Source organism: Saccharopolyspora antiqui (genome assembly GCF_052246905.1).
In the GTDB taxonomy this organism is placed as follows: Bacteria; Actinomycetota; Actinomycetes; order Mycobacteriales; family Pseudonocardiaceae; genus Saccharopolyspora.
Genome location: NZ_JBQQBO010000012.1, coordinates 12,356 through 32,682, shown reverse-complemented (window position 1 = coordinate 32,682; position 20,327 = coordinate 12,356). Strand labels below are relative to the sequence as shown.

General features: G+C 69.3%; 14 protein-coding genes and 1 riboswitch. Of the genes, 9 read left to right on the top strand and 5 right to left on the bottom strand.

Annotated features, from left to right (window positions below; genetic code table 11):
- Positions 1–13 precede the first annotated feature (13 nt).
- The 7 genes from wag31 to ACTWQN_RS19635 all read left to right on the top strand — a co-directional run bounded on the left by wag31 (position 14) and on the right by ACTWQN_RS19635 (position 8,622).
- A complete protein-coding gene (gene wag31, locus ACTWQN_RS19665; protein ID WP_443204968.1) occupies positions 14–844 on the top strand; it encodes a DivIVA-like cell division protein Wag31 in 831 nt (276 codons plus the stop codon).
- 92 nt (positions 845–936) lie between these two features.
- Entirely contained in the window at positions 937–1,365 is a 429-nt protein-coding gene (locus ACTWQN_RS19660; RefSeq protein ID WP_443204967.1) for a hypothetical protein, read from the top strand.
- A 326-nt stretch (positions 1,366–1,691) separates the two neighbouring features.
- Positions 1,692–4,844: an isoleucine--tRNA ligase gene (gene ileS / locus ACTWQN_RS19655; protein ID WP_443204966.1), complete on the top strand. Its 3,153-nt coding sequence runs from the start codon at positions 1,692–1,694 to the stop codon at positions 4,842–4,844.
- 145 nt (positions 4,845–4,989) lie between these two features.
- Positions 4,990–5,105: riboswitch (SAM riboswitch) on the top strand.
- 38 nt (positions 5,106–5,143) lie between these two features.
- Positions 5,144–6,481 (top strand): aminotransferase class V-fold PLP-dependent enzyme, encoded by a 1,338-nt coding sequence (locus ACTWQN_RS19650; RefSeq protein WP_443204965.1) that lies wholly within the window; start codon positions 5,144–5,146, stop codon positions 6,479–6,481.
- A 216-nt stretch (positions 6,482–6,697) separates the two neighbouring features.
- A complete protein-coding gene (gene lspA, locus ACTWQN_RS19645; protein WP_443204964.1) occupies positions 6,698–7,354 on the top strand; it encodes a signal peptidase II in 657 nt (218 codons plus the stop codon).
- Positions 7,355–7,395: 41 nt separating this feature from the next.
- Positions 7,396–8,280 (top strand): RluA family pseudouridine synthase, encoded by an 885-nt coding sequence (locus ACTWQN_RS19640; protein ID WP_443205143.1) that lies wholly within the window; start codon positions 7,396–7,398, stop codon positions 8,278–8,280.
- 45 nt (positions 8,281–8,325) lie between these two features.
- Complete coding sequence (locus ACTWQN_RS19635) at positions 8,326–8,622, top strand: hypothetical protein (RefSeq protein ID WP_443204963.1); 297 nt, start codon at positions 8,326–8,328, stop codon at positions 8,620–8,622.
- Between the two features lie 279 nt (positions 8,623–8,901).
- Here the strand turns inward: ACTWQN_RS19635 and ACTWQN_RS19630 are convergent, their stop codons facing one another.
- From ACTWQN_RS19630 to ACTWQN_RS19615, 4 genes are all read right to left on the bottom strand, one after another.
- On the bottom strand, positions 8,902–10,281 hold the full coding sequence (locus ACTWQN_RS19630; RefSeq protein WP_443204962.1) for an NAD(P)(+) transhydrogenase (Re/Si-specific) subunit beta: 1,380 nt from the start codon (positions 10,279–10,281) through the stop codon (positions 8,902–8,904).
- Positions 10,278–10,574: an NAD(P) transhydrogenase subunit alpha part 2 gene (locus ACTWQN_RS19625; protein ID WP_443204961.1), complete on the bottom strand. Its 297-nt coding sequence runs from the start codon at positions 10,572–10,574 to the stop codon at positions 10,278–10,280. Before ACTWQN_RS19625 ends, ACTWQN_RS19630 begins: the two co-directional genes overlap by 4 nt.
- Positions 10,575–10,637: 63 nt before the next feature.
- Positions 10,638–11,768: an NAD(P) transhydrogenase subunit alpha gene (locus tag ACTWQN_RS19620; RefSeq protein WP_443204960.1), complete on the bottom strand. Its 1,131-nt coding sequence runs from the start codon at positions 11,766–11,768 to the stop codon at positions 10,638–10,640.
- 102 nt (positions 11,769–11,870) lie between these two features.
- Entirely contained in the window at positions 11,871–12,851 is a 981-nt protein-coding gene (locus ACTWQN_RS19615) for an Lrp/AsnC family transcriptional regulator (protein ID WP_443204959.1), read from the bottom strand.
- 289 nt (positions 12,852–13,140) lie between these two features.
- On the opposite strand from ACTWQN_RS19615, the gene dnaE reads away from it, so the two are divergent.
- Positions 13,141–16,725, top strand: a complete 3,585-nt coding sequence (dnaE, locus tag ACTWQN_RS19610; protein WP_443204958.1) for a DNA polymerase III subunit alpha — start codon at positions 13,141–13,143, stop codon at positions 16,723–16,725.
- 271 nt (positions 16,726–16,996) lie between these two features.
- Positions 16,997–18,223 (top strand): cytochrome P450 family protein, encoded by a 1,227-nt coding sequence (locus ACTWQN_RS19605; RefSeq protein ID WP_443204957.1) that lies wholly within the window; start codon positions 16,997–16,999, stop codon positions 18,221–18,223.
- Between the two features lie 85 nt (positions 18,224–18,308).
- Here the strand turns inward: ACTWQN_RS19605 and ACTWQN_RS19600 are convergent, their stop codons facing one another.
- Positions 18,309–20,300 carry an arabinofuranosyltransferase gene (locus ACTWQN_RS19600; protein WP_443204956.1) on the bottom strand — a complete coding sequence of 664 codons (1,992 nt, stop codon included), beginning with the start codon at positions 20,298–20,300 and terminating at the stop codon, positions 18,309–18,311.
- Positions 20,301–20,327: the final 27 nt, after the last annotated feature.

Genomic DNA, 20,327 nt, shown 5'->3' with positions numbered 1-20,327 from the left:
GTGAGGTGATCTTGTGGGCTTGACCCCCGCCGACGTGCATAACGTCGCGTTCAGCAAACCTCCGATCGGTAAGCGGGGCTACAACGAGGACGAGGTGGACGCATTCCTCGACCTGGTTGAAGCCGAGCTTGCCCGGCTGGTGGAGGAGAACAACGACCTGCGTAGCCAGGTGGAGCAACTGGAGTCCCAGCTGCAGTCCGCGCAGGTCGACTTGGACGACGCCCGCAGCCAGGCGTCGGTTCCCTCGACCCCGGCCCCCCCACCGGAGGAACCGCGCCGGCTCACCCCGGTCCCGGCGCCGACCGCCGTCGAGCAGACTTCCCCTGGCGGCGATCACCACGTGCAGGCCGCCAAGGTGCTGGGCCTGGCACAGGAAATGGCCGACCGGCTGACCGGCGAAGCCAAGGCCGAGGCCGACGGCATGTTGTCCGAAGCGCGGACGAGGTCCGAGCAGCTGCTGTCCGAAGCGCGCTCGAAGTCCGACAGCATGGTCAACGAGTCGCGGACCCGCGCCGAAACCCTGCTCAACGACGCCCGCACCCGGGCCGAGACTCTGGAACGGCAGGCCCGCGAGAAGGCCTCCAGCCTGGAGCGCGACGCACAGCGCAAGCACGCCGAGGTGATGGGCAACATCACCCAGGAGAAGAACGCGCTGGAGAAGAAGATCGAGACGCTGCGCACGTTCGAGCGCGAGTACCGCACTCGACTGCAGACCTACCTGGAGTCGCAACTGCGCGAACTGCAGGACCGCGGCTCGGCGGCGCCCGCCGACAGCAGCGGCGGCCGGTCCTCCGGGCAGCAGGCCAGCTACAGCTTCGGGGCGCGCGCAGCCGAAGCAGGCTGATCGCGTTCGCTCGCATCGGCGGCGACGGGCCGAACCGCCCGTTGCCGCCGAGCTGTGTTCGGGGGCAGTTTCGGCAAGGGGCGTGAGATCACGTGCGGTTGGTCGTGTTGGTGCTGATCTTGGCGGGCGGTGGTGCGCTGGCCGGTGCGGTCAACTCCAGCCAACCCGACCTGGCGTGGTTATCGGTGCTGGCCAGCGTCCTCGGCATGGCGTTGCTGGCGGTAGATCGGTTTCGGATTCGGGCAGTTCCGGCATTGGCGAAGCCGAAGCCCGAACCGGGATTGGTCGTGATCCGCGCGGAGCCGGGCGAGGAGCGCAGCAACGCGGCGGCCTTGGCGGACCCGGACGCCGAGGTGCTGGTCATCGACGAGCGGCCGCGCTACCACGTGCGCACCTGCGATTGGGTCGGTGATCGCAAGACGATGGCGCTGGTGCTGCGCGAGGCGCGGGAGCTCGGCTTCACACCCTGCGCCTACTGCGCCCCGAACGCGACGTTGGCCTCCGAGATCCGCAGGCCGTGACCCCACCCCAGATCTGGCGGTGGGCGCTGGATCCGCGGACCCGTGAAACCTGGTGGCGAACGCCCGGTACGCTGGTGTGGCCAGGCGATGATCCGGCAATCACCGGGGAGCCTCCGGAAGAACGGGCAGCAGTGGTTGCCTCAGTAGAACCGGACGGGTCCGGCCCGTCATAGCCGGTAACGAGAGGTCGTCGGCGTTCGTCGGCGGCAAGCGGGGTGGTACCGCGGAACTCGTGCGAGCACGCGCACGAAGTGTCGTCCCCGGGTGGGCACCGAACCTTCGGTGTCCGTGCGGACACGACACACACCGCGAGGAGCGCATCCGCGATGGCTTACCCCAAGGTTCAGTTCGGCGCCGCCGGTGAGCGCGGCGTGGCTTCCCAGCCCGCGTTCCCCGACATCGAGCGCGGGGTGCTGGATTTCTGGGCCGACGACAAGACGTTCCAGGCGTCGGTGCAGGCCCGCGAGCCCGGTGTCAACGGTTCCAACGAGTTCGTCTTCTACGACGGCCCGCCGTTCGCCAACGGCCTGCCGCACTACGGGCACCTGCTGACCGGCTACGTCAAGGACGCGGTGCCGCGCTACCAGACGATGCGCGGTCGCCGGGTGGAGCGCCGGTTCGGCTGGGACTGCCACGGGCTGCCCGCCGAGTTCGAGGCGGAGAAGCAGCTCGGCATCAACTCGAAGTCCGAGATCGAGCAGATGGGTGTCGCCGCGTTCAACGACGCGTGCCGGACCTCGGTGCTGCGCTACACCGCCGACTGGGAGGACTACGTCACCCGGCAGGCCCGGTGGGTCGACTTCGACAACGACTACAAGACGCTCGACCTGGACTACATGGAAAGCGTCATGTGGGCCTTCAAGACCCTGTGGGACAAGGGTCTGGTCTACGAGGGCTTCCGGGTGCTCTGGTACTGCTGGCGCTGCGAGACGCCGCTGTCCAACACCGAGACACGGATGGACGACGTCTACCGCCAGCGGCAGGACCCGGCGGTGACCGTGGGGCTGCGGCTGAAGGCGCCCGGCAAGGCCTTCGACGGCGCCCTGGCCCTGGTGTGGACGACCACGCCGTGGACGCTGCCGTCGAACCTCGCCGCCGCCGTGCACCCCGACGTCGAATACGTGCTCGTCGCGCCGAGCAACAGCACCGAGCGCTACCTGCTGGCCGAGGCCCGGCTGAGCGCTTACACGCGGGAACTCGGCGAGGACGTCACCGATCACATCGTCGCCCGGTTCCGCGGGACGGAACTGCTCGGCGCCGCGTACACGCCGCCGTTCGACTTCTTCGTGGGGCGGGAGAACGCACACCAGGTGCTGTCCGCCGACTACGTCACGACCGACGACGGCACCGGCATGGTGCACATCGCCCCCGCCTTCGGTGAAGAGGACAAGGTCGTCACCGACGCCGCGAACATCGAGCCCGTGGTGCCGGTCGACGCGCACGGCAGGTTCACCACCGAGGTGCCGCCGTACGCGGGCCTGCAGGTCTTCGAAGCGAACAAGCAGATCATCCGCGACCTCAAGGAAAACGGTCTGCTGCTGCGGCACGAGACCTACGACCACGCCTACCCGCACTGCTGGCGCTGCGACAACGCGCTGATCCAGCGGGCGGTGTCGTCCTGGTTCGTGGCGGTCAGCCAGTTCAAAGACCGGATGGTCGAGCTGAACCAGCAGATCAACTGGGTGCCGGGGCACATCAGGGACGGGCAGTTCGGCAAGTGGCTGGACAACGCCCGCGACTGGAACATCTCCCGCAACCGCTACTGGGGTTCGCCGATCCCGGTGTGGGTTTCCGACGATCCGGCCCATCCGCGCACCGACGTCTACGGGTCGCTGGACGAGTTGGAGCGCGACTTCGGGGTGCGGCCGACGGACCTGCACCGCCCGGAGATCGACGAGCTGACCCGGCCGAACCCGGACGACCCGACGGGCCGGTCGACGATGCGCCGGGTGCCGGAGGTGCTGGACTGCTGGTTCGACTCCGGATCGATGCCGTTCGCCCAGGTGCACTACCCGTTCGACAACGCGGGGTGGTTCGAGCACCACTACCCCGGCGATTTCATCGTCGAGTACAACGGTCAGACGCGCGGTTGGTTCTACTTGCTGCACGTGTTGGCGACGGCGCTGTTCGACCGCCCGGCGTTCTCGAACGTGATGGCGCACGGCATCGTGCTGGGCCACGACGGGCTGAAGATGTCGAAGTCCAAGCGCAACTACCCGGACGTCAACGAGGTCTTCGACCGCGACGGCTCGGATGCGATGCGCTGGTTCCTGATGTCCAGCCCCATCCTGCGGGGCGGCGACCTGGTGGTCACCGAGCGCGGTATCCGCGACGCGGTGCGGCAGGCGGTGCTGCCGCTGTGGAACTCCTGGTACTTCCTGGCGCTGTACGCCAACGCCGCGGGCGTCCCCGGTGAGTCCAGTGTGGACAGCAAGCACGTGCTGGACCGCTACGCGCTGGCCAAGACCAACGAGCTGGTCGGCGACGTGCAGTCGGCGATGGACGCCTTCGACCTGGCCGGTGCCTGCGCGCACGTGCGCGATTTCCTCGAAGTGCTGACGAACTGGTACGTGCGCCGCTCCCGCGACCGGTTCTGGGCCGGTGACCGGGACGCGATCAACACGCTGCACACCGTGCTGGAGGTGACCTGCCGGGTGGTGGCGCCGCTGCTGCCGCTGACCGCCGAGGCGGTCTGGCGGGGGCTGACCGGTGGCCGGTCGGTGCACCTGGCGGACTGGCCGCTGGTCGACGAACTGCCCGCGGACGCCGCGCTGGTGACCGCGATGGACCAGGTGCGGCAGGTGTGCTCGTCGGCGTTGGCGCTGCGCAAGGCCAACAAGCTGCGGGTGCGGTTGCCGCTGGCCAAGCTCGTGGTCGCCACCCCGCAGGCGGAGGTGTTGCGACCGTTCACGGATCTGATCCGCGACGAGGTCAACGTCAAGGAGCTCGAACTGAGCACCGACGTCGCCGCGCACGGCCGCTTCGAGATCGCGGTCAACGCGCGGGCCGCCGGTCCGCGGCTGGGTCGCGACGTGCAGAAGGTGATCAAGGCGGTGAAGTCCGGCGAGTGGCGGCGCACCGGCGACACCGTGGTCGCGGCGGGTATCGAGCTGCGGGATGGCGAGTTCACCGAGCGGCTGGTGTCCACCGACACCGGAGCGGCCTCGGCTCTGCCGAACGGCAACGGGCTGGTGGTGCTGGACATCGAGGTGACCCCGGAGCTGGCCGCCGAAGGCCTGGCCCGCGACGTGGTCCGCGTCGTCCAGCAGGCCCGCCGCGAGGCGGACTTCGAGGTGTCGGACCGGATCACGGCCACCGTGTCGGCGCCCGCCGACGTGTTGGACGCCCTCGCCGCGCACCGCGAATTCATCGCGGGCGAAACCCTCGCGAACGCGGTTGAACCCGGCGCCGTTTCGGACGGCTTCACCGGCACCGTTGGCGAAGGCACCGAGATCAAGGTCGCCGTCACCAAGGCGTAGCCCCAGGTGAAGGGCACCTTTTACCAAGTTACTTGGCGAAAGGTGCCCTTCACCCTTCACTGGATCCGGTGTGACGACGGCTGTTCCCACGTGCTGGGAACCTTGTTGCTCTGGTGCGGCGGTTTTCCTAAGGTGCTGGGTCGAAGGTCATGAGTGCCAGCGTCAAGCCCCGGCTTGCTGGCCGGCAACCCTCCTACCGCGGTGGGGTGCCCCGGGTGAGGACCTGGCCGGTCGCGTGGGGCGACTCGGCAAGCGCGGACCCTTCCTGGCGGGTCCGGTGAGGCCCGAGGAGGGGCACCATGTCGTCCGCCGTCATCGACATACCAGTTCAGTCCAATGTGGAGTATCGGATTCCCGCCGTGGTGGGTGGCGCGCTGCGGGTTCCGCTGGTCACCGGGGAAAGCGTCGGCTACGCCAATCTCGATCACGCGGCCAGCGCGCCGTGCCTGCGGGCCGTGCGGACGGCGGTGGACGAACTGCTGCCCTGGTACGCCAGCGTGCACCGCGGCGCCGGTTTCGCCTCCCAGGTGTGCACCCGGGTCTACGAAAGCGCTCGCGGCAAGCTGCTGGATTTCGTCGGCGCCCGGCGCACCGACTCGGTGGTCTTCACCCGCAACACCACCGACGCGCTGAACCTGCTGGCCCGCGCACTGCCGCGCGGCACGTCCGTGGTCGTCTTCGATACCGAGCACCACGCCGCGCTGCTGCCGTGGACGGGTCCGCGGGTGCGCCGCATCGCCGCGCCGGAGACGCCTGCGGACGCGGTCGCCGCGTTGGACGCGGCGCTGGCCGACTGCCCGGAGGGGCCGCGGCTGGCGGTGCTCACCGGCGCCTCCAACGTCACCGGCGAGCTGTGGCCGATAGCCGAGCTCGCACGGGTGGCTCGCCGTCGCGGCGCGCGCACCGTGCTGGACGCCGCCCAACTCGCCCCGCACCGGCCGGTGCGGATCACCGAGCTCGACGTCGACTACGTGGCGCTGTCCGGGCACAAGTTGTACGCGCCGTTCGGCGCCGGTGCGCTGATCGGCCGCGCGGACTGGCTCAACGCCGCCGAGCCGTACCTCGCCGGTGGCGGCGCCACCCGGTCGGTGCGGGAACGGTCCGTGAGCTGGACGACCGGGCCGCAGCGGCAGGAGGCCGGTTCGCCGAACACCGTCGGCGTGCACGCGCTGGCGGTGGCCTGCCAGGCGCTCGCGGCGAACTGGGCGAACATCGTCGAGCACGAGCAGGCGCTGCTGACCAGGCTGCGGGCCGGGCTGCGCGGCGTGCCGGGGCTCCGGGAGCTCCGCCTGTTCGACGCCGACCACGACCGGGTCGGCGTGGTGAGCTTCACGGTTGACGGTCAGGATCCCGGTCTGCTGGCTGCGGCGCTGTCGGCGGAGCACGGCATCGGCGTTCGCGACGGGTTGTTCTGCGCACACCTGGCCACCCGTCGGCTGCTCTCGCGGGCTGGCTCGGACGCCGACCGCGCGGTGCGGATCAGCGTCGGCCTGGGAACCACGCACGAGCACGTCGACCGCGTCGTCAGCGCCCTGCGGAACCTGGTGATCGACGGCCCCACCTGGCACTACGAGCAGGCCGACGGCCAATGGGTCCCCATCGACGACCCCCGCCCGGCCCCGGGCTTCCTCGACTGATCGTTCCGCGATCCGGAAGCTGGGGGTGGGGTGAAGGGCACCTTTCGCCAAGTTAGTTGGTAAAAGGTGCCCTTCACCTCTCAGTTGGCGGTGGGTTTTGCGGCGGCGGTTTCGGGTGGCGGCGGCACCCGCCGGGTGGTGGTAGGTCGGATGGTGATCGGCCGCCTGCGGACGGAGGTGGTACTGCCGCGATGCGTTCGGTCCGGTTCAGGGACAATGGCCGTTGTGAGCACCGAGCAGTCTTCCTCCGGGCAGTCCCCCGCAGAGCGGGCGGACGGCGAGCAGACCGTCGCAGCGCAGGACCCCGAGACGCGAACCGACGCGGCGGACACCGGCAAGTCGCCGCGCGTCGGGTCCCGGCGGCTGCTCGGGCTGCTGTTCGGGGTGGCCGCAGTCGCCCTGTGCATCGACATCCTCACCAAGATCGCCGTGGTGGCCAACCTCGAAGGCCAGGCGCCGGTCCGGGTGCTCGGCGGCCTGCTCTACCTCGACGTGCTGCGCAATCCCGGTGCCGCGTTCTCGCTGGCCACCGGCATGACATGGCTGCTGGCACTGCTCGCGATCGCGGTCGTCGTGGTGATCATCTGGCTGGCGCCGAAACTGCGGTCGCCGGGTTGGGCGGTGGGCCTCGGCCTGGTGCTCGGCGGCGCCTGCGGCAACCTGGTCGACCGCATCTTCCGCGCCCCCGGCCCGCTGCAGGGGCACGTGGTGGACTTCCTGTCGTTGTTCGCGCCGGGCGGGGCGGTGTGGCCGGTGTTCAACGTCGCCGACAGCTGCATCGTCTGCGGCGGCATCCTGGTCGTGCTGCTGTCGCTGCTGGGCCGGGACTACGACGGCACCGTGCACCGCCGGAAGAAGGCTGCGGAGAAGTGAGCGATCTCCGAACCCTGCCGGTGCCCGAAGGGCTGGACGGCATGCGGGTGGACTCGGGCCTCTCGAAGCTGCTGGGGCTGTCCCGCAGCGCGGTCGCGTCGCTGGCGGAGTCCGGTGATGTGCTGCTCGACGGCAACCCGGCGGGCAAGTCGGACCGGCTGGTCGCCGGGGCGTGGCTGGAGGTGTCGCTGCCCCCGGCCGAACAACCGCTGCAGATCGTCGCGGTGCCGGTGGAGGGGCTGCGGATCCTGCACCAGGACGACGACATCGTGGTGGTGGACAAGCCGGTCGGTGTCGCGGTGCACCCCAGCCCCGGCTGGGAAGGGCCGACGGTGGTCGGCGGGCTCGCCGCGGCGGGCGTGCGCATCGCGACCTCCGGTGCCGCCGAACGGCAGGGCGTCGTGCACCGGCTCGACGCGGGCACCACCGGGGTCATGGTCGTCGCCAAGAGCGAGCACGCCTACTCGGTGCTCAAGCGGGCGTTCAAGGAACGCACCGTCGACAAGCGCTACCGCGCCGTGGTGCAGGGCCATCCCGATCCGAGCCGCGGCACCATCGACGCGCCGATCGACCGGCATCCGCGCCACGACTACAAGTTCGCGGTCGTCACCGGCGGCAAGCCCAGCATCACCCACTACGAGACGGTGGAGGCCTTCCGGGCGGCGTCGCTGGTGGACGTGAAGCTGGAAACCGGCCGCACCCACCAGATCCGGGTGCACTTCGCGGCGATCAAGCACCCCTGCGTCGGCGATCTCACCTACGGCGCGGACCCGGTGCTGGCCCGACGTCTCGCTATTACCAGGCAGTGGTTGCACGCACGCGGCCTCTCCTTCGAGCACCCGTCCGGCGGATGGGTGAGCTTCGAAAGCGAGTACCCGGCCGATCTTCAGCACGCGCTGGACGCGCTGCGCGATCAGGACGGCTGATTTGGGTACGGTGGCGGGCAAGCCTGCGACGACAAAGGGGGCTTGATGGCACAGTCGCGATCGTTCGAGGGATCGGACGCACCAACGCCGCCCAGCGGCATGCCGGTGATCGACCCCGGTTCCGACTCGGAAACCCCACCGGCCGGTTTCAGCAGCCTCGGTGACGTGATCAGCGCCGAGGACGTCGGCAGTGCGCCGCCGTCGGTGTTCGGCGCCCCGGAACCGGAGCGCTCGCCCGACAACGCGGGCGAGTGGCCGACGCTGCAGTACCGCAGCCGCGACAAACCCGAGAGGGCCAGGCGCAACAACCCGCTGGACTTCTTCCGCCGCGACAAGCAGTGATCACCAGAGCTCCTCCGCTGGACTCGGTTTGCGGTGCGGGTGGCGAACCCGGCGATTTCGCGCGAAATCGCCCACCTCAGCCGAGGTGGTCGACCCGGCCACTGGAAGACAGGCACCCAGACGCCGTCTCGGCTGCGGGATCCCCGACATCGTGCGTTCCGGTCGTGGCGGGTCTCGCAGCGAACGTCAGTGGGCAGCGTCTGAGAACCCGCGGCGGTGCAAGTTGCGGAGTGGGCAAGCGGCTTCGCGCGTGCACCGGATGAGCTGCTGCCGTCGTGGTCAGAGCGCTTTGAGCTCTTCGACCACCGCGCGGACCGAGGACTTGGCGTCGCCGAAGAGCATCGTCGTCTTCGGGTCGGTGTAGAGCGGGTTGTCCACGCCCGCGAAACCCGCTCGCATCGAGCGCTTCAGCACGACGACCGCCTTGGCCTGGTCGACGTTGAGGATCGGCATGCCGTAGATCGGGGAGTTCGGGTCGCTGCGGGCCGCCGGGTTGGTGACGTCATTGGCGCCGATCACCAGCGCGACATCGGTGCGGGCGAACTCGTCGTTGATCTCGTCCATCTCCTTGAGCTGCTCGTAGGGCACGTCGGCCTCGGCGAGCAGCACGTTCATGTGACCGGGCATCCGGCCCGCCACCGGGTGGATCGCGTAGTCGACGGCAACTCCCCGCTCCGCCAACAACTTCGCCATGTCCTGCACGGCGTGCTGGGCCTGCGCCACCGCCATGCCGTAGCCGGGCACGACGATCACCTGCCCGGCGTAGGCGAGTTGGATCGCCACGTCGGCCGCGCTCGCGGCGCGCACCGAACCGCCCGCGGCCACCGCAGCCGTCGTCCCGCCACTACCGAACCCGCCCGCGATGATCGACGGGATCGACCGGTTCATCGCCTTGGCCATCTGGTCGGTGAGGATCGAACCGGACGCGCCCACCAGCATGCCCGCCACGATCATCGCGGTGTTGCCCAACGCCAGCCCGGCCGCTGCCGCCGACAGCCCGGTGAACGCGTTGAGCAGCGACACGACCACCGGCATGTCGGCGCCGCCGATCGGCAGCACCACCGCGATCCCGGCTATCCCGGCCAGCACCAGCAGCGCGACGAACACCAGCTCGGTGCCCGCGCCCAGCCCGATCGCCACCGCGCAGCCGACCGCCCCGACCAACAGCAGGGCGTTCAGCGGCAGTTGCAGGCGGCCGACCGTGATCGGGCGGCCCGGCACGATCTCCTGCAACTTGCCGAAGGCCACCAGGGAACCCCAGAACGAGATCGATCCGATGATCGCGGCGAACAGCGTCGCGACCGGCACGAAGGCGGGTTCGCCGGAGAACCCGGCGGTTTCGCGGAACTCCACCCAGGCCGTGAGCGCCACCGCACCGCCGCCGACGCCGTTGAACAGCGCCACCATCTGCGGCATCGCGGTCATCTTCACCCGCCGCGCGGCAGGCACCCCGATGACCGTGCCGAGCACCAGGCCCGCCACGATCAGCCACCAGTTGCCCAGCCCCGGGGTGAGCAGCGTGGCGACGACGGCTACCACCATCCCGGCCGCCGCGATCGCATTGCCCCGGACCGCGGTGCGCGGACCGGTCAGGCCCATCAGGCCGTAGATGAACAGCGCGAACGCCAGGATGTAGAGCACCGACCGAAGCGTGATCACTTCTCGGCACCCCTGTCCGGCTTGCGCTTGAACATGCCCAACATCCGGTCGGTGACCAGGAATCCGCCGACGACGTTGATGGTGCCGAACACGATCGCCACCAGCGCCAGGAGCCGCGACCCGAGATCGTCCACACCGGACCCCAGCACCAGCACGCCGCCGAGCAGCACGATGCCGTGGATGGCGTTGGTGCCGGACATCAGCGGGGTGTGCAGCGTGTTCGGCACCTTCGAGATCACCGCGAAGCCGACGAACCCCGCCAACACCAGGATCGCCAGATCAGCCAGGAACATCGCTCCTCCTCCCGTTCAGCCGATCGTGTATGAGCGAAGGGCACCTTTGACCGAGTAAGCCGGTCAAAGGTGCCCTTCACCTGGTTTTGGTGCTTGTGTCTGGTCGGGCGACGTTATGCAGGTGGCGGCCAGGATTTCGTCTTCGAAGTCGGGGGCGAGGTGGTCGTTGACGAGCATCAGTTCCAGTAGTGCCTGGACGTTTCGGGCGTAGAGCTCGCTGGCGTGTTCCGGCATGGTCGCCGCGAGGTTCAGCGGGGTGGCGATGGTGATCTCGTGGTCCACCACGGTTCGCCCCGGCTCGCTCAGCTCGCAGTTGCCGCCCGCCGGGCCCGCCAGGTCGACGATCACGCTGCCCGGTCGCATCCGGCGCACCGCGTCGGCCGGAACCAGCTTCGGGGCCGGGCGGCCCGGCACCGAAGCGGTGGTGATCACCACGTCGAAACCGCTGATCGCCGCGTTCAGGCGATGGGTCTGCTCGGCGCGTTCCGCCGGGGTCAGCTCGCGGGCGTAGCCGCCCTCGCCGACCGCCGCCACGCCCAGGTCCAGCCACTTCGCGCCCACCGAACGCACCTGGTCGGCGACCTCCGGGCGCACGTCGTAGCCGGTGGTGCGGGCACCGAGCCGCTTCGCGGTCGCCAACGCCTGCAGCCCGGCGACCCCCACCCCGAGCACCAGCACCGATGCGGGCTTCACGGTGCCCGCCGCGGTGGTCAGCATCGGGAAGAACCGGGTGCATTCGCTGGCCGCCAGCAGCACGGCCCGGTATCCGGCGACGTTGGCCTGCGACGACAGCGCATCCATCGACTGGGCTCGGGAGATGCGCGGCACCGACTCCAGCGCGAAACCCCGCACCCCGGCCGCGCGCAGCCGCCGACCGAGGTCCGGGTCGTCGGGCGGCGCCAGGAACCCGATCAGCACCGATCCGGCCGACAACCGACCGATCTCCGCGGCACTCGGCGCGGCGACCTTCACCACCACATCGGCCGACCACGGATCGCCGATGCTCGCCCCCGCCTCGGCGAAGGCGTCGTCCGGGATCAGCGCGGCCCGCCCGGCACCGGCCTCGACGACGACCCGGAGGCCCTGCGCGCACAACCGCTGCACCACGCCGGGGACCAGCGCGACCCGGCGTTCACCCGGCACCGTCTCGCGCGGCACACCGACGCTGGTGCGACCGTCCTCAGGAGAGGTCATGTACCCAGGTGTCCACAGCAGACCGCAAACCGCAAGAGCACACGCCCGTTCGGCCGCCGCGATCACCCGCACCGCCACGCGCGACGGGTTCGACGACCGGCCTCAGAGGTCGGTGATGTCCCAGGTCAGGGTGCGCTGGTCGTCGCCGGGGCGGGGGGTCCAGCGGACCGCGGTGAGTTCGGTGGGCTCCGGGAGCACGTACACCGTGTGGCCGCCCGCGGTCTCGCCGGGCGCCACGCCGATGCGGTGCGGCGGGCGGGAGGACAGCGACACCGGAGCCTTCGACACCGCGGAGCCGTCCTTGGCGATCAGCTCCAGGTACAGGTCGGGCAGCGAGGCGAACGGCGTCGCCCCGCGATTGGTCAACTCGGTGTGCACGACGACCGAGCGCTCGCCGTCCTGCAGTTCGTAACCGGCTGCGGTGAAAAGGAAATCGGCCGGATCCACGACCTCGACGAGCATGATGGTGATCCGCTCGCCCTCCAGGCCCTCGACGTCGAGCTTGCTGCCGACCTTGCCGATGCGCACCGGCGGCTGGGGCGCGGGCTGGCCTGGCCACTGCTGGTCACCGCGCGCCCACGAGGCCGATCCCGGCGGTCCCCAGACGTTCATCGGGTCCTGCGGGCCGGGCGGGGGCGGCTGCGGTTGGAACGAAGCTGGTGGCGGGCCTGTCGGGACGAACCGCTGCGGGCCGCTCGGTCCGCCGTAGGCGGGCGTCGGGTAGCCGCCGGTGGGCGTCGGATAGCTGCCGGAAGGCATCGGGTAGTTGCCGGAGGGCTGCGGGTAAGGACCGGAGTGCTGCACCTGGTGGCCGCCGCTGCCCGACCCGGAGACCTGGTACGGCCCGCTGGCCATGTTCTGCGCGGCCCACTGCTGCGCGGCCGCGACCGCGTTGCGGATCCCCTGGGCATCGCATTCGACACCGACGATCAGCGGTAGACCGGTCGTGGACAGGGCCGCGAGGCGCGCGGCTACCTCACGCACATCCATGCCGAGCCGACCGGCGATCTCGGGAACCGCCGCACGGCCCATCTCGGCGACGACGCTCAGCAGACGTACGTCCACGGGATCAGGGCCAGCCACGTCGTGCCACGCTACCCGCTCCGCCCGCGCACCGCGTCAACGGCACGGCCTTTCGCGCGCGGCGTGTGCGGCTGCGCGGGCGATTTCGCGCGAAATCGCCCGGCCCACCGGGATCGAAGGCGGACCCCGCAGAGCCGGTCGCCTGCCAGCTCGCCGGGCGCGTTGGGTGCGCCGAGTGCTCGTGGTCACGAGGCAACATCGCGCAACGCCGGGGGAATCTCCGATCGCGTCGGGGGCGGGAGCTAGGCTGGCAGCTCTTCCCAGAGCCGCCGCGAAGGAGGACTTCCCAGTGCCTGTCGACCCCTTCGTCCACCTGCACGTGCACACCGAGTACTCGATGCTCGACGGTGCGGCGAAAGTGGGGGCGCTGTTCGCCGAAGCGCAACGGCTGGGCATGCCCGCGGTCGGCATGACCGACCACGGCAACATGTTCGCCGCGGACGAGTTCTACCAGCAGGCGAAGAAAACCGGCATCAAGCCGATCATCGGCATCGAGGCCTACCTGGCGCCGAGCAACCGGTTCCACAAGAAGCCGGTGTTCTGGGGCGAGGCCAAGCAGCGCGGCGCCGACGAGTTCGGTGAGGGCGGCGACGTTTCCGGCGCGGGCGCGTACACGCACATGACGATGCTGGCGGCCAACGCCACCGGCCTGCGCAACCTGTTCACGCTGTCCAGCCGGGCCAGTTTCGAGGGCTACTACCGCAAGCCGCGCATGGACCGCGAGCTGATCAGCGAGCTCTCCGAAGGCATCATCGCCACCACCGGCTGCCCGTCCGGCGAGGTCCAGACCCGGCTGCGGCTGCGGCAGTTCGACGAGGCGCTGCAGGCGGCGGCCGACTACCGGGACATCTTCGGCAAGGACAACTTCTTCCTGGAGCTGATGGACCACGGCCTGCCGATCGAGCGCTCGGTGCGCGAGGGCCTGCTCAGGATCGCCAAGGAACTGGACCTCAAGCCGCTGGCGACCAACGACAGCCACTACGTCACCGCAGACCAGGCCGAGTCGCACGGCGCGCTGCTGTGCGTGCAGTCCGGCAAGACGCTCAGCGACGAGAGCCGGTTCAAGTTCGACGGCGACGGCTACTACCTGAAATCCGCCGCGGAGATGCGCGAGTACTGGGACAAGGAGGTGCCGGGCGCGGCGGACAACACGCTGCTGATCGCCGAGCGCGTCGAGTCCTACGAGGACGTCTGGAAGTTCCAGGACCGGATGCCGCGGGTGACCGACGGCACCGGCAAGACCGAGCGCGATCTGCTGGCCGCCGAGATCGAGCAGTACCTGCCCACCCGCTACCCGGACGGCCCGACCGAGGAGTGCCGGGAGCGGATCCGGATCGAGCTGGACGTGCTCGACACCAAGGGCTACTGCGCGTACTTCCTGGTCGTCGGTGACCTCACCCGGTGGGCCAAGTCGCAGGGCATCCACGTCGGTCCGGGCCGTGGCTCGGCGGCGGGCTCGCTGCTGGCCTACATCCTGCACATCACCAACCTCGACCCGCTGGAACACGGGCTGATCTTCGAGCGGTTCCTGAACCCGGAGCGCGACTCCCCGCCGGACATCGACCTCGACTTCGACGACCGGCGCCGCGACGAAGTGCTGCAGTACGCCATCAACAAGTACGGCCGGGACAAGGTGGCCCAGGTCATCACCTTCGGCAAGATCAAGACCAAGGCGGCGATCAAGGACGCGGCGCGGGTGCACCACGGCCAGCCCGGCTTCGCCATCGCCGACAAGATCTCCAAGGCGCTGCCGCCGCCGATCGCGGCCAAGGACATCCCGCTGTCGGGCATCGTGGACCCGCAGCACGAGCGCTACACCGAGGCCGCCGAGGTCCGCAGCCTGATCGAGACCGACCAGACGGTGTCGCAGATCTTCGACACCGCGCGTGGCCTGGAAGGTCTGATCCGCAACGCCGGGGTGCACGCGTGCGCGGTGATCCTGTCCTCGCAGCCGCTGCTGGGCACGGTGCCGCTGTGGGCCAGGGACGACGGTTCGATCATCACCGGCTGGGACTACCCGTCGTGCGAGGCCATCGGCCTGCTGAAGATGGACTTCCTGGGGCTGTCCAACCTCACCATCCTCGGTGACGCGCTGAAGATGGTGCAGGAGAACCACGGCGTCGACATCGACCTGTCGACGCTGGGGCTGGACGACAAGACCACCTACGAGATGCTCGCCCGCGGGGAGAGCCTGGGAGTGTTCCAGTTCGAAGGTGGCGGCATGCGCGAGCTGCTCAAACGCCTGCAACCGACCGCGTTCGGCGACCTGGTGGCGGCCAACGCGCTGTACCGGCCGGGGCCGATGGATGTCAACGCGCACCTCGACTACGCCGACCGCAAGAACGGTCGCAAGGAGATCGAGCCGATCCATCCCGATCTGGAGAAGGATCTGCGCGACATCCTCGACGAAACGTACGGCCTGATCGTTTACCAAGAGCAGATCATGGCGATCGCGCAGAAGGTGGCCGGTTACAGCCTCGGTCGAGCGGACATCCTGCGCCGCGCGATGGGCAAGAAGAAGAAGTCGGTCCTGGACCAGGAATTCGAGGGCTTCCACGCCGGTATGCAGGCCAACGGCTACCGCGACGAGGCCATCACCAAGCTCTGGGAGACGGTGCTGCCCTTCGCCGGTTACGCGTTCAACAAGTCGCACGCGGCCGGTTACGCCCTGGTGGCGTACTGGACGGCGTACCTGAAGGCCAACTACCCGGCCGAGTACATGGCCGCGCTGCTGACCTCCAACGGCGACAACAAGGACAAGATGGCGGTCTACCTCGCCGAATGCCGCCGGATGGGCGTCAAGGTGCTGTCCCCGGACGTCAACGACTCCAAGGACACCTTCGCCGCCGTCGGCTCCGACATCCGCTTCGGGATGAGCGCGATCCGCAACGTCGGCTCCAACGTGGTGGCCACGATCGTCAAGACCCGCACCGAGAAGGGCCGCTACAGCTCGTTCACCGATTTCCTGGACAAGTCGGAGATCCTGGCCTGCAACAAGCGGGTCATCGAATCGCTGATCAAGGCCGGTGCGTTCGACTCGCTGGGGCACACCCGGATGTCGCTGGTCCAGCACCACGAAGCCGCGGTGGACGCGGTGATCGGGCTCAAGCGGCAGCAGGCGATGGGCCAGTTCGACCTGTTCGGGGCGGATCCTTCGGAGGCCAGCGCGGAGGCCTCGCCGCTGGCGCACCTGACGTTCACCGTGGAGGAATGGCCGCGCAAGCAGCTGCTCTCCTACGAGCGGGAGATGCTGGGCCTGTACGTCTCGGCGCACCCGCTGGACGGGGCGGAGCGGCTGCTCGCGCCCTACCAGGACACCGGGATCGCCGAGTTGGTCGGTGGCGAGCGGGAGTTCGGCGGCGGCAAGGAGCAGCTCAAGATCGCCGGGATGATCTCGGGAATCCAGCGCCGCATCAACAAGAACGGCCACCCGTGGGCGATCGTCACGCTGGAGGACCTGGACGCCAGCGTTGAGGTGCTGTTCTTCCCGAAGTCCTACGAGATGTACTCCGACTGCCTGGTGGAGGACACCGCGCTGGCGGTCAAGGGCCGCATCAACGAGCGGGAGGGCACGATCAGCGTGTTCGCCTCGGACGCGGTGCCGGTGGACATCTCGGCGGCCGAGACCGATCCGGGCACCAGCCCGGCGTTCGTGATCAAGGTGCCGGTGGGGCGGGTCGACCAGTCCCTGGTGGCGGAGCTCAAGCGCACGCTGCGGGCCCATTCCGGCGCCACCCCGGTGCACCTCAAGCTGCAAACCCCGCGCGGCACCACCCGCCTGGCCCTGTCCAGCGACTTCTTCGTGTCCACCGAAAACGGCCTCCAGGGCGAACTGAAGGGCCTGCTGGGCGCGGGCTGCTTCGAGGCGTACTGACGAGGGCGGTAACCACGGCTGGTGGCCAGCTGTGATTACGGCATCTGACCAGCGGAAGCAGGGCCTTGGTGGTTGTCAGGTCGTTTCGAACCCCGGCGCGTTGCCGCTGCTCAGGCGGAAACCCGCCGCGCTCGGTGTTGCGCCGTTCGGTCGAGGTCGATGCGGCGGAACGGGCGTACTGCTGAGGGGTCTCTCAGGGCCATGTGACAGCCGGACGTGAACGGTGTTCACTGGAATTCCGGGTCAACGCTGCCGAACGCGAAGGAAGCCGATGTCCACCACCGAGGCGCTCACCGAACTACCCGTTTTCGATGCCGAGTTCGTGCGGGACCTGCACGCCCGGTTCGAGCACATGCGGGCTGCCGCACCGGCACAGCGGATGGTCACCCAGCACGGCCTGCCGGTCTGGGTGATCCTGCGATACGCCGAGGCGCGCGCCGCGCTGGCCGATCCCCGGTTCAGCAAGCAGGCCACCCGCACCCAAGAGGTGATCAGCGCGAAGCTGCCGCCGGATGCCGACCGTCGGGAGTTCACCAGTGAGCTCACCGAGCACATGCTGAACATGGACCCGCCGGACCACACCAGGCTGCGCAAGCTGGTGGTCAAGGCATTCACCGCGCGCCGGGTGGAAAGCATGCGACCGCGCGTCGAGCAGATCTCCGAGGAACTGCTCGACGAGATGGTCGGGAAGTCCGAAGTGGACCTGCTGGACGCGTTCGCGTTCCCGCTGCCGATCCGGGTGATCTGCGAGCTGCTCGGGGTGGACGAGACCCGCCGCGACGACTTCCGGGCCTGGACCAACACCCTGCTGGACGCCTCGGACCAGGAAGCGGCCCACGCCGCTGGCGGGGCGATGGCCCAGTACCTGGTCGAACTCATCGAGACCAAGCGCCGGGAACCGGCCGATGACCTGCTCACCGCGCTGATCGAAGCCACCGAGGACGAAGACCGGCTCAGCGAGCCGGAACTGATCTCGATGGTCTTCCTGCTACTGGTCGCCGGGCACGAGACGACGGTCAACCTCATCGGCAACGGTGTGCTGGCCCTGCTGCGCAGCCCCGAGCAGTGGGCGGCGCTGCGGGCGAACCCGGAGCTGGTGACCGGTGCGGTCGAGGAGGCGCTGCGCTTCGACGGTCCGGTGATCCACGGGACGTTCCGGCACACCACCGAGCCGGTGGACGTCGGCGGCGTGCTGATCCCGGAGGGTGAGATCGTCTGGGTGGGGCTGACCGCGGCGAACAACGACCCGGAGCGCTTCCCGGAGCCGGAGCGCTTCGACATCACCCGCGACACGCAGGGGCACCTCGCCTTCGGCCACGGCATTCACTTCTGCCTCGGCGCGCAGTTGGCCCGCTTGGAAGCGCAGGTCGCGCTGCGCCAACTCGTCGAGCGTTTTCCGGACTTGCACGGCACCAGCGCGCTGGACGACGTGCAGTGGCGCTTCAGCACGCTGATCCACGGCCTGCGCGAACTGCCCGTCCACCCCGCAGCGGACTGACCTCCCAGCGACGACCTCTGGTCACGCCGGTCGATCGCCTTCGTGCGGCGGCGAACCATCGCCGCCGCACCGGCGATCGAGCGGATCAGCGCAGGGCGATGATGGTGTACGGGCCGACCTCGCGCTTGGTGAAGGCCGGGGAGTCGAACACCGCCGGATCGAAGTAGACGTCGTAGTCCCGGACGTTCGGCAGCTGCGGGAAAGCGTCGTCCTTCAACTGCAGCACCAGCTTCCCGGCCTGGTCCTCCGGAAAGTCCACAGTGGAATACCGGTTCGCCGGGTTGTTCAGGATGAAGACGTTGGGCGTCTTGAACCGGCTGCTGTGCAGCATGTCCAGCAGTTCGTCGCTGGTCTTCGCCGTGGTCCACCGCTGGATCTCGGCGGCCCGCTCGGCGTAGTCCGCCAGCGGGTTGGCGTAGTGCGGCGTCTCCTGCTGGAAACCCCAGTACGGCTTGAAGGACATCAGCTTGTAGTCGGTGCTCAGCAGCAGGTTCTGCGTTGGCTCGCGCCCGGTCAGCTCGGCGATCGCGCGGATCTCGTCATCGGTCCACGAGCCGAGTTGGGCCGGGTCCCGCTGCCCCATCGCGTTGTCACCGGTGGGGTAGTAGTCCTGGTAGGCGCGCTCGACCGAATCCTGCAACGCCAGGCCGATCGCGCCCTGGTTGATGGTGATCGCGCCGAGCAGCCCCAGCGCGCAGCCGACCATGCTGATCCGCAACGCGTACCGGGCGTCGAGCTTGCGCCGCAGATAACCGATCAGTTCGAGCAGCCCGAAGACACCGCCGACGGCCAACGTCACGTCGAGGATCACGTTGAGGCGGAACGCCAGCAGCGTCGTCTTGGCGATCAGCGCCAGCGTCGACAGCACGAACCAGCCGTAGACCGCGATCACGATGGTGAGCATCGCGGCAGCCACTTCGCTGCGTCGACACCGCAACAGCAACCACACCAGACCCGCCAGGCACAGCACCCCGAATGCGGTGCCCTGCAACATCGGCACCGGCAGGAACGCGCCGTCCGACGGCAGGTAGTGCTGTGCGGCGCTGCGCGGGTTGGCCAGCAGGAAGTGCGTCGCGAGCAGGTACGGCAACCAAACCAGCAGCGCTATGACCAGGCTGACGATGCCGATCGGCAGCAACCGCAGGAACAACTGCCGCACCGTCGGCCGGAGCGCCTGCCCCTGGTGCACCCGGAACGCGCCGATGAGGACCGCCATCAGCACGACCATCAGCACCGCGAACGCGAAGTGCAGGGTGTAGGTGATGGCCGCGAAACCCACGTAGCCGCCGATGCACACCAACGTCCACCGCGGCGTGCTCTCCTGCCTGCGCAGCGCGTGCCAGGCCAGCACCGCGACCGGGGCCAGCCACGCCGCCGACGGCCACGCGTAGGGCTCTTCGATGCCGTGCAGCATCCCGGCCAGCGCCGTCACCACCGCGGCCAGCAGCGCGAGCCGACGTCGCACCACGACGCTCCACAGCGTGAAGGTGACGACAGCGGTCACCGCGACCCAGGCCAGCGCATAGGGCTTGTACGCCGCCCAGCCCTCCCAGCCGATGAGGTTCGCGAACCGGCCGCCCAGCCAGAACCAGCCGCCCGGGTAGTAGGGCGAGGTGTCGGCGTAGTTCATGTCCGCCAGGCCAGGGGTGGCGGCCATCCGCGTCATGTACTGCATGCGGAACCCGTTGTCCACAGAGGACCCACCGTAGTAGAACCTGGTGGACTGCAAGGGAATGGCCAACGCGAGCGTGCTGAACGCGCTCAGCGCTGCCCAGACGCCCAGCAGCCGCGCCCAACGCGGCGAACGGCGATGTCCGAACGCCAGCAACAGGAACAGCACGGCCAGCACCAGCGCGCTGCCCACCACGGCGAGCGCTTCCGGCGCGTAGCTGGGTTCGCTGATGCCAAAGTGCACGACGGCGAACTGCAGCAGCAGGCTCACCACCGCCGCCACGATCGCGCTCAGCAGCAGTTCGACCACGGTGCCGCGCAGCGGCAGCCGGACGGCCGAGTTCTGCTGCGGTTCGTCGATCGGGCTCGGTCCGGTCAACAGCGGACTCGGCAGGATTCCCGCCATTCACGCGTCCTTCGGCGTAGCTGACGT

Bases quoted from the DNA above. Each gene is read 5' to 3' on its own strand.
- ACTWQN_RS19650 (WP_443204965.1), top strand. From the start codon at position 5,144: ATGTCGTCCGCCGTCATCGACATACCAGTTCAGTCCAATGTGGAGTAT.
- lspA (WP_443204964.1), top strand. From the start codon at position 6,698: ATGGCCGTTGTGAGCACCGAGCAGTCTTCCTCCGGGCAGTCCCCCGCA.
- ACTWQN_RS19640 (WP_443205143.1), top strand. From the start codon at position 7,396: ATGCGGGTGGACTCGGGCCTCTCGAAGCTGCTGGGGCTGTCCCGCAGC.
- ACTWQN_RS19600 (WP_443204956.1), bottom strand. From the start codon at position 20,300: ATGGCGGGAATCCTGCCGAGTCCGCTGTTGACCGGACCGAGCCCGATC.
- ACTWQN_RS19625 (WP_443204961.1), bottom strand. From the start codon at position 10,574: ATGTTCCTGGCTGATCTGGCGATCCTGGTGTTGGCGGGGTTCGTCGGC.
- ileS (WP_443204966.1), top strand. From the start codon at position 1,692: ATGGCTTACCCCAAGGTTCAGTTCGGCGCCGCCGGTGAGCGCGGCGTG.
- ACTWQN_RS19620 (WP_443204960.1), bottom strand. From the start codon at position 11,768: ATGACCTCTCCTGAGGACGGTCGCACCAGCGTCGGTGTGCCGCGCGAG.
- ACTWQN_RS19635 (WP_443204963.1), top strand. From the start codon at position 8,326: ATGGCACAGTCGCGATCGTTCGAGGGATCGGACGCACCAACGCCGCCC.
- ACTWQN_RS19605 (WP_443204957.1), top strand. From the start codon at position 16,997: ATGTCCACCACCGAGGCGCTCACCGAACTACCCGTTTTCGATGCCGAG.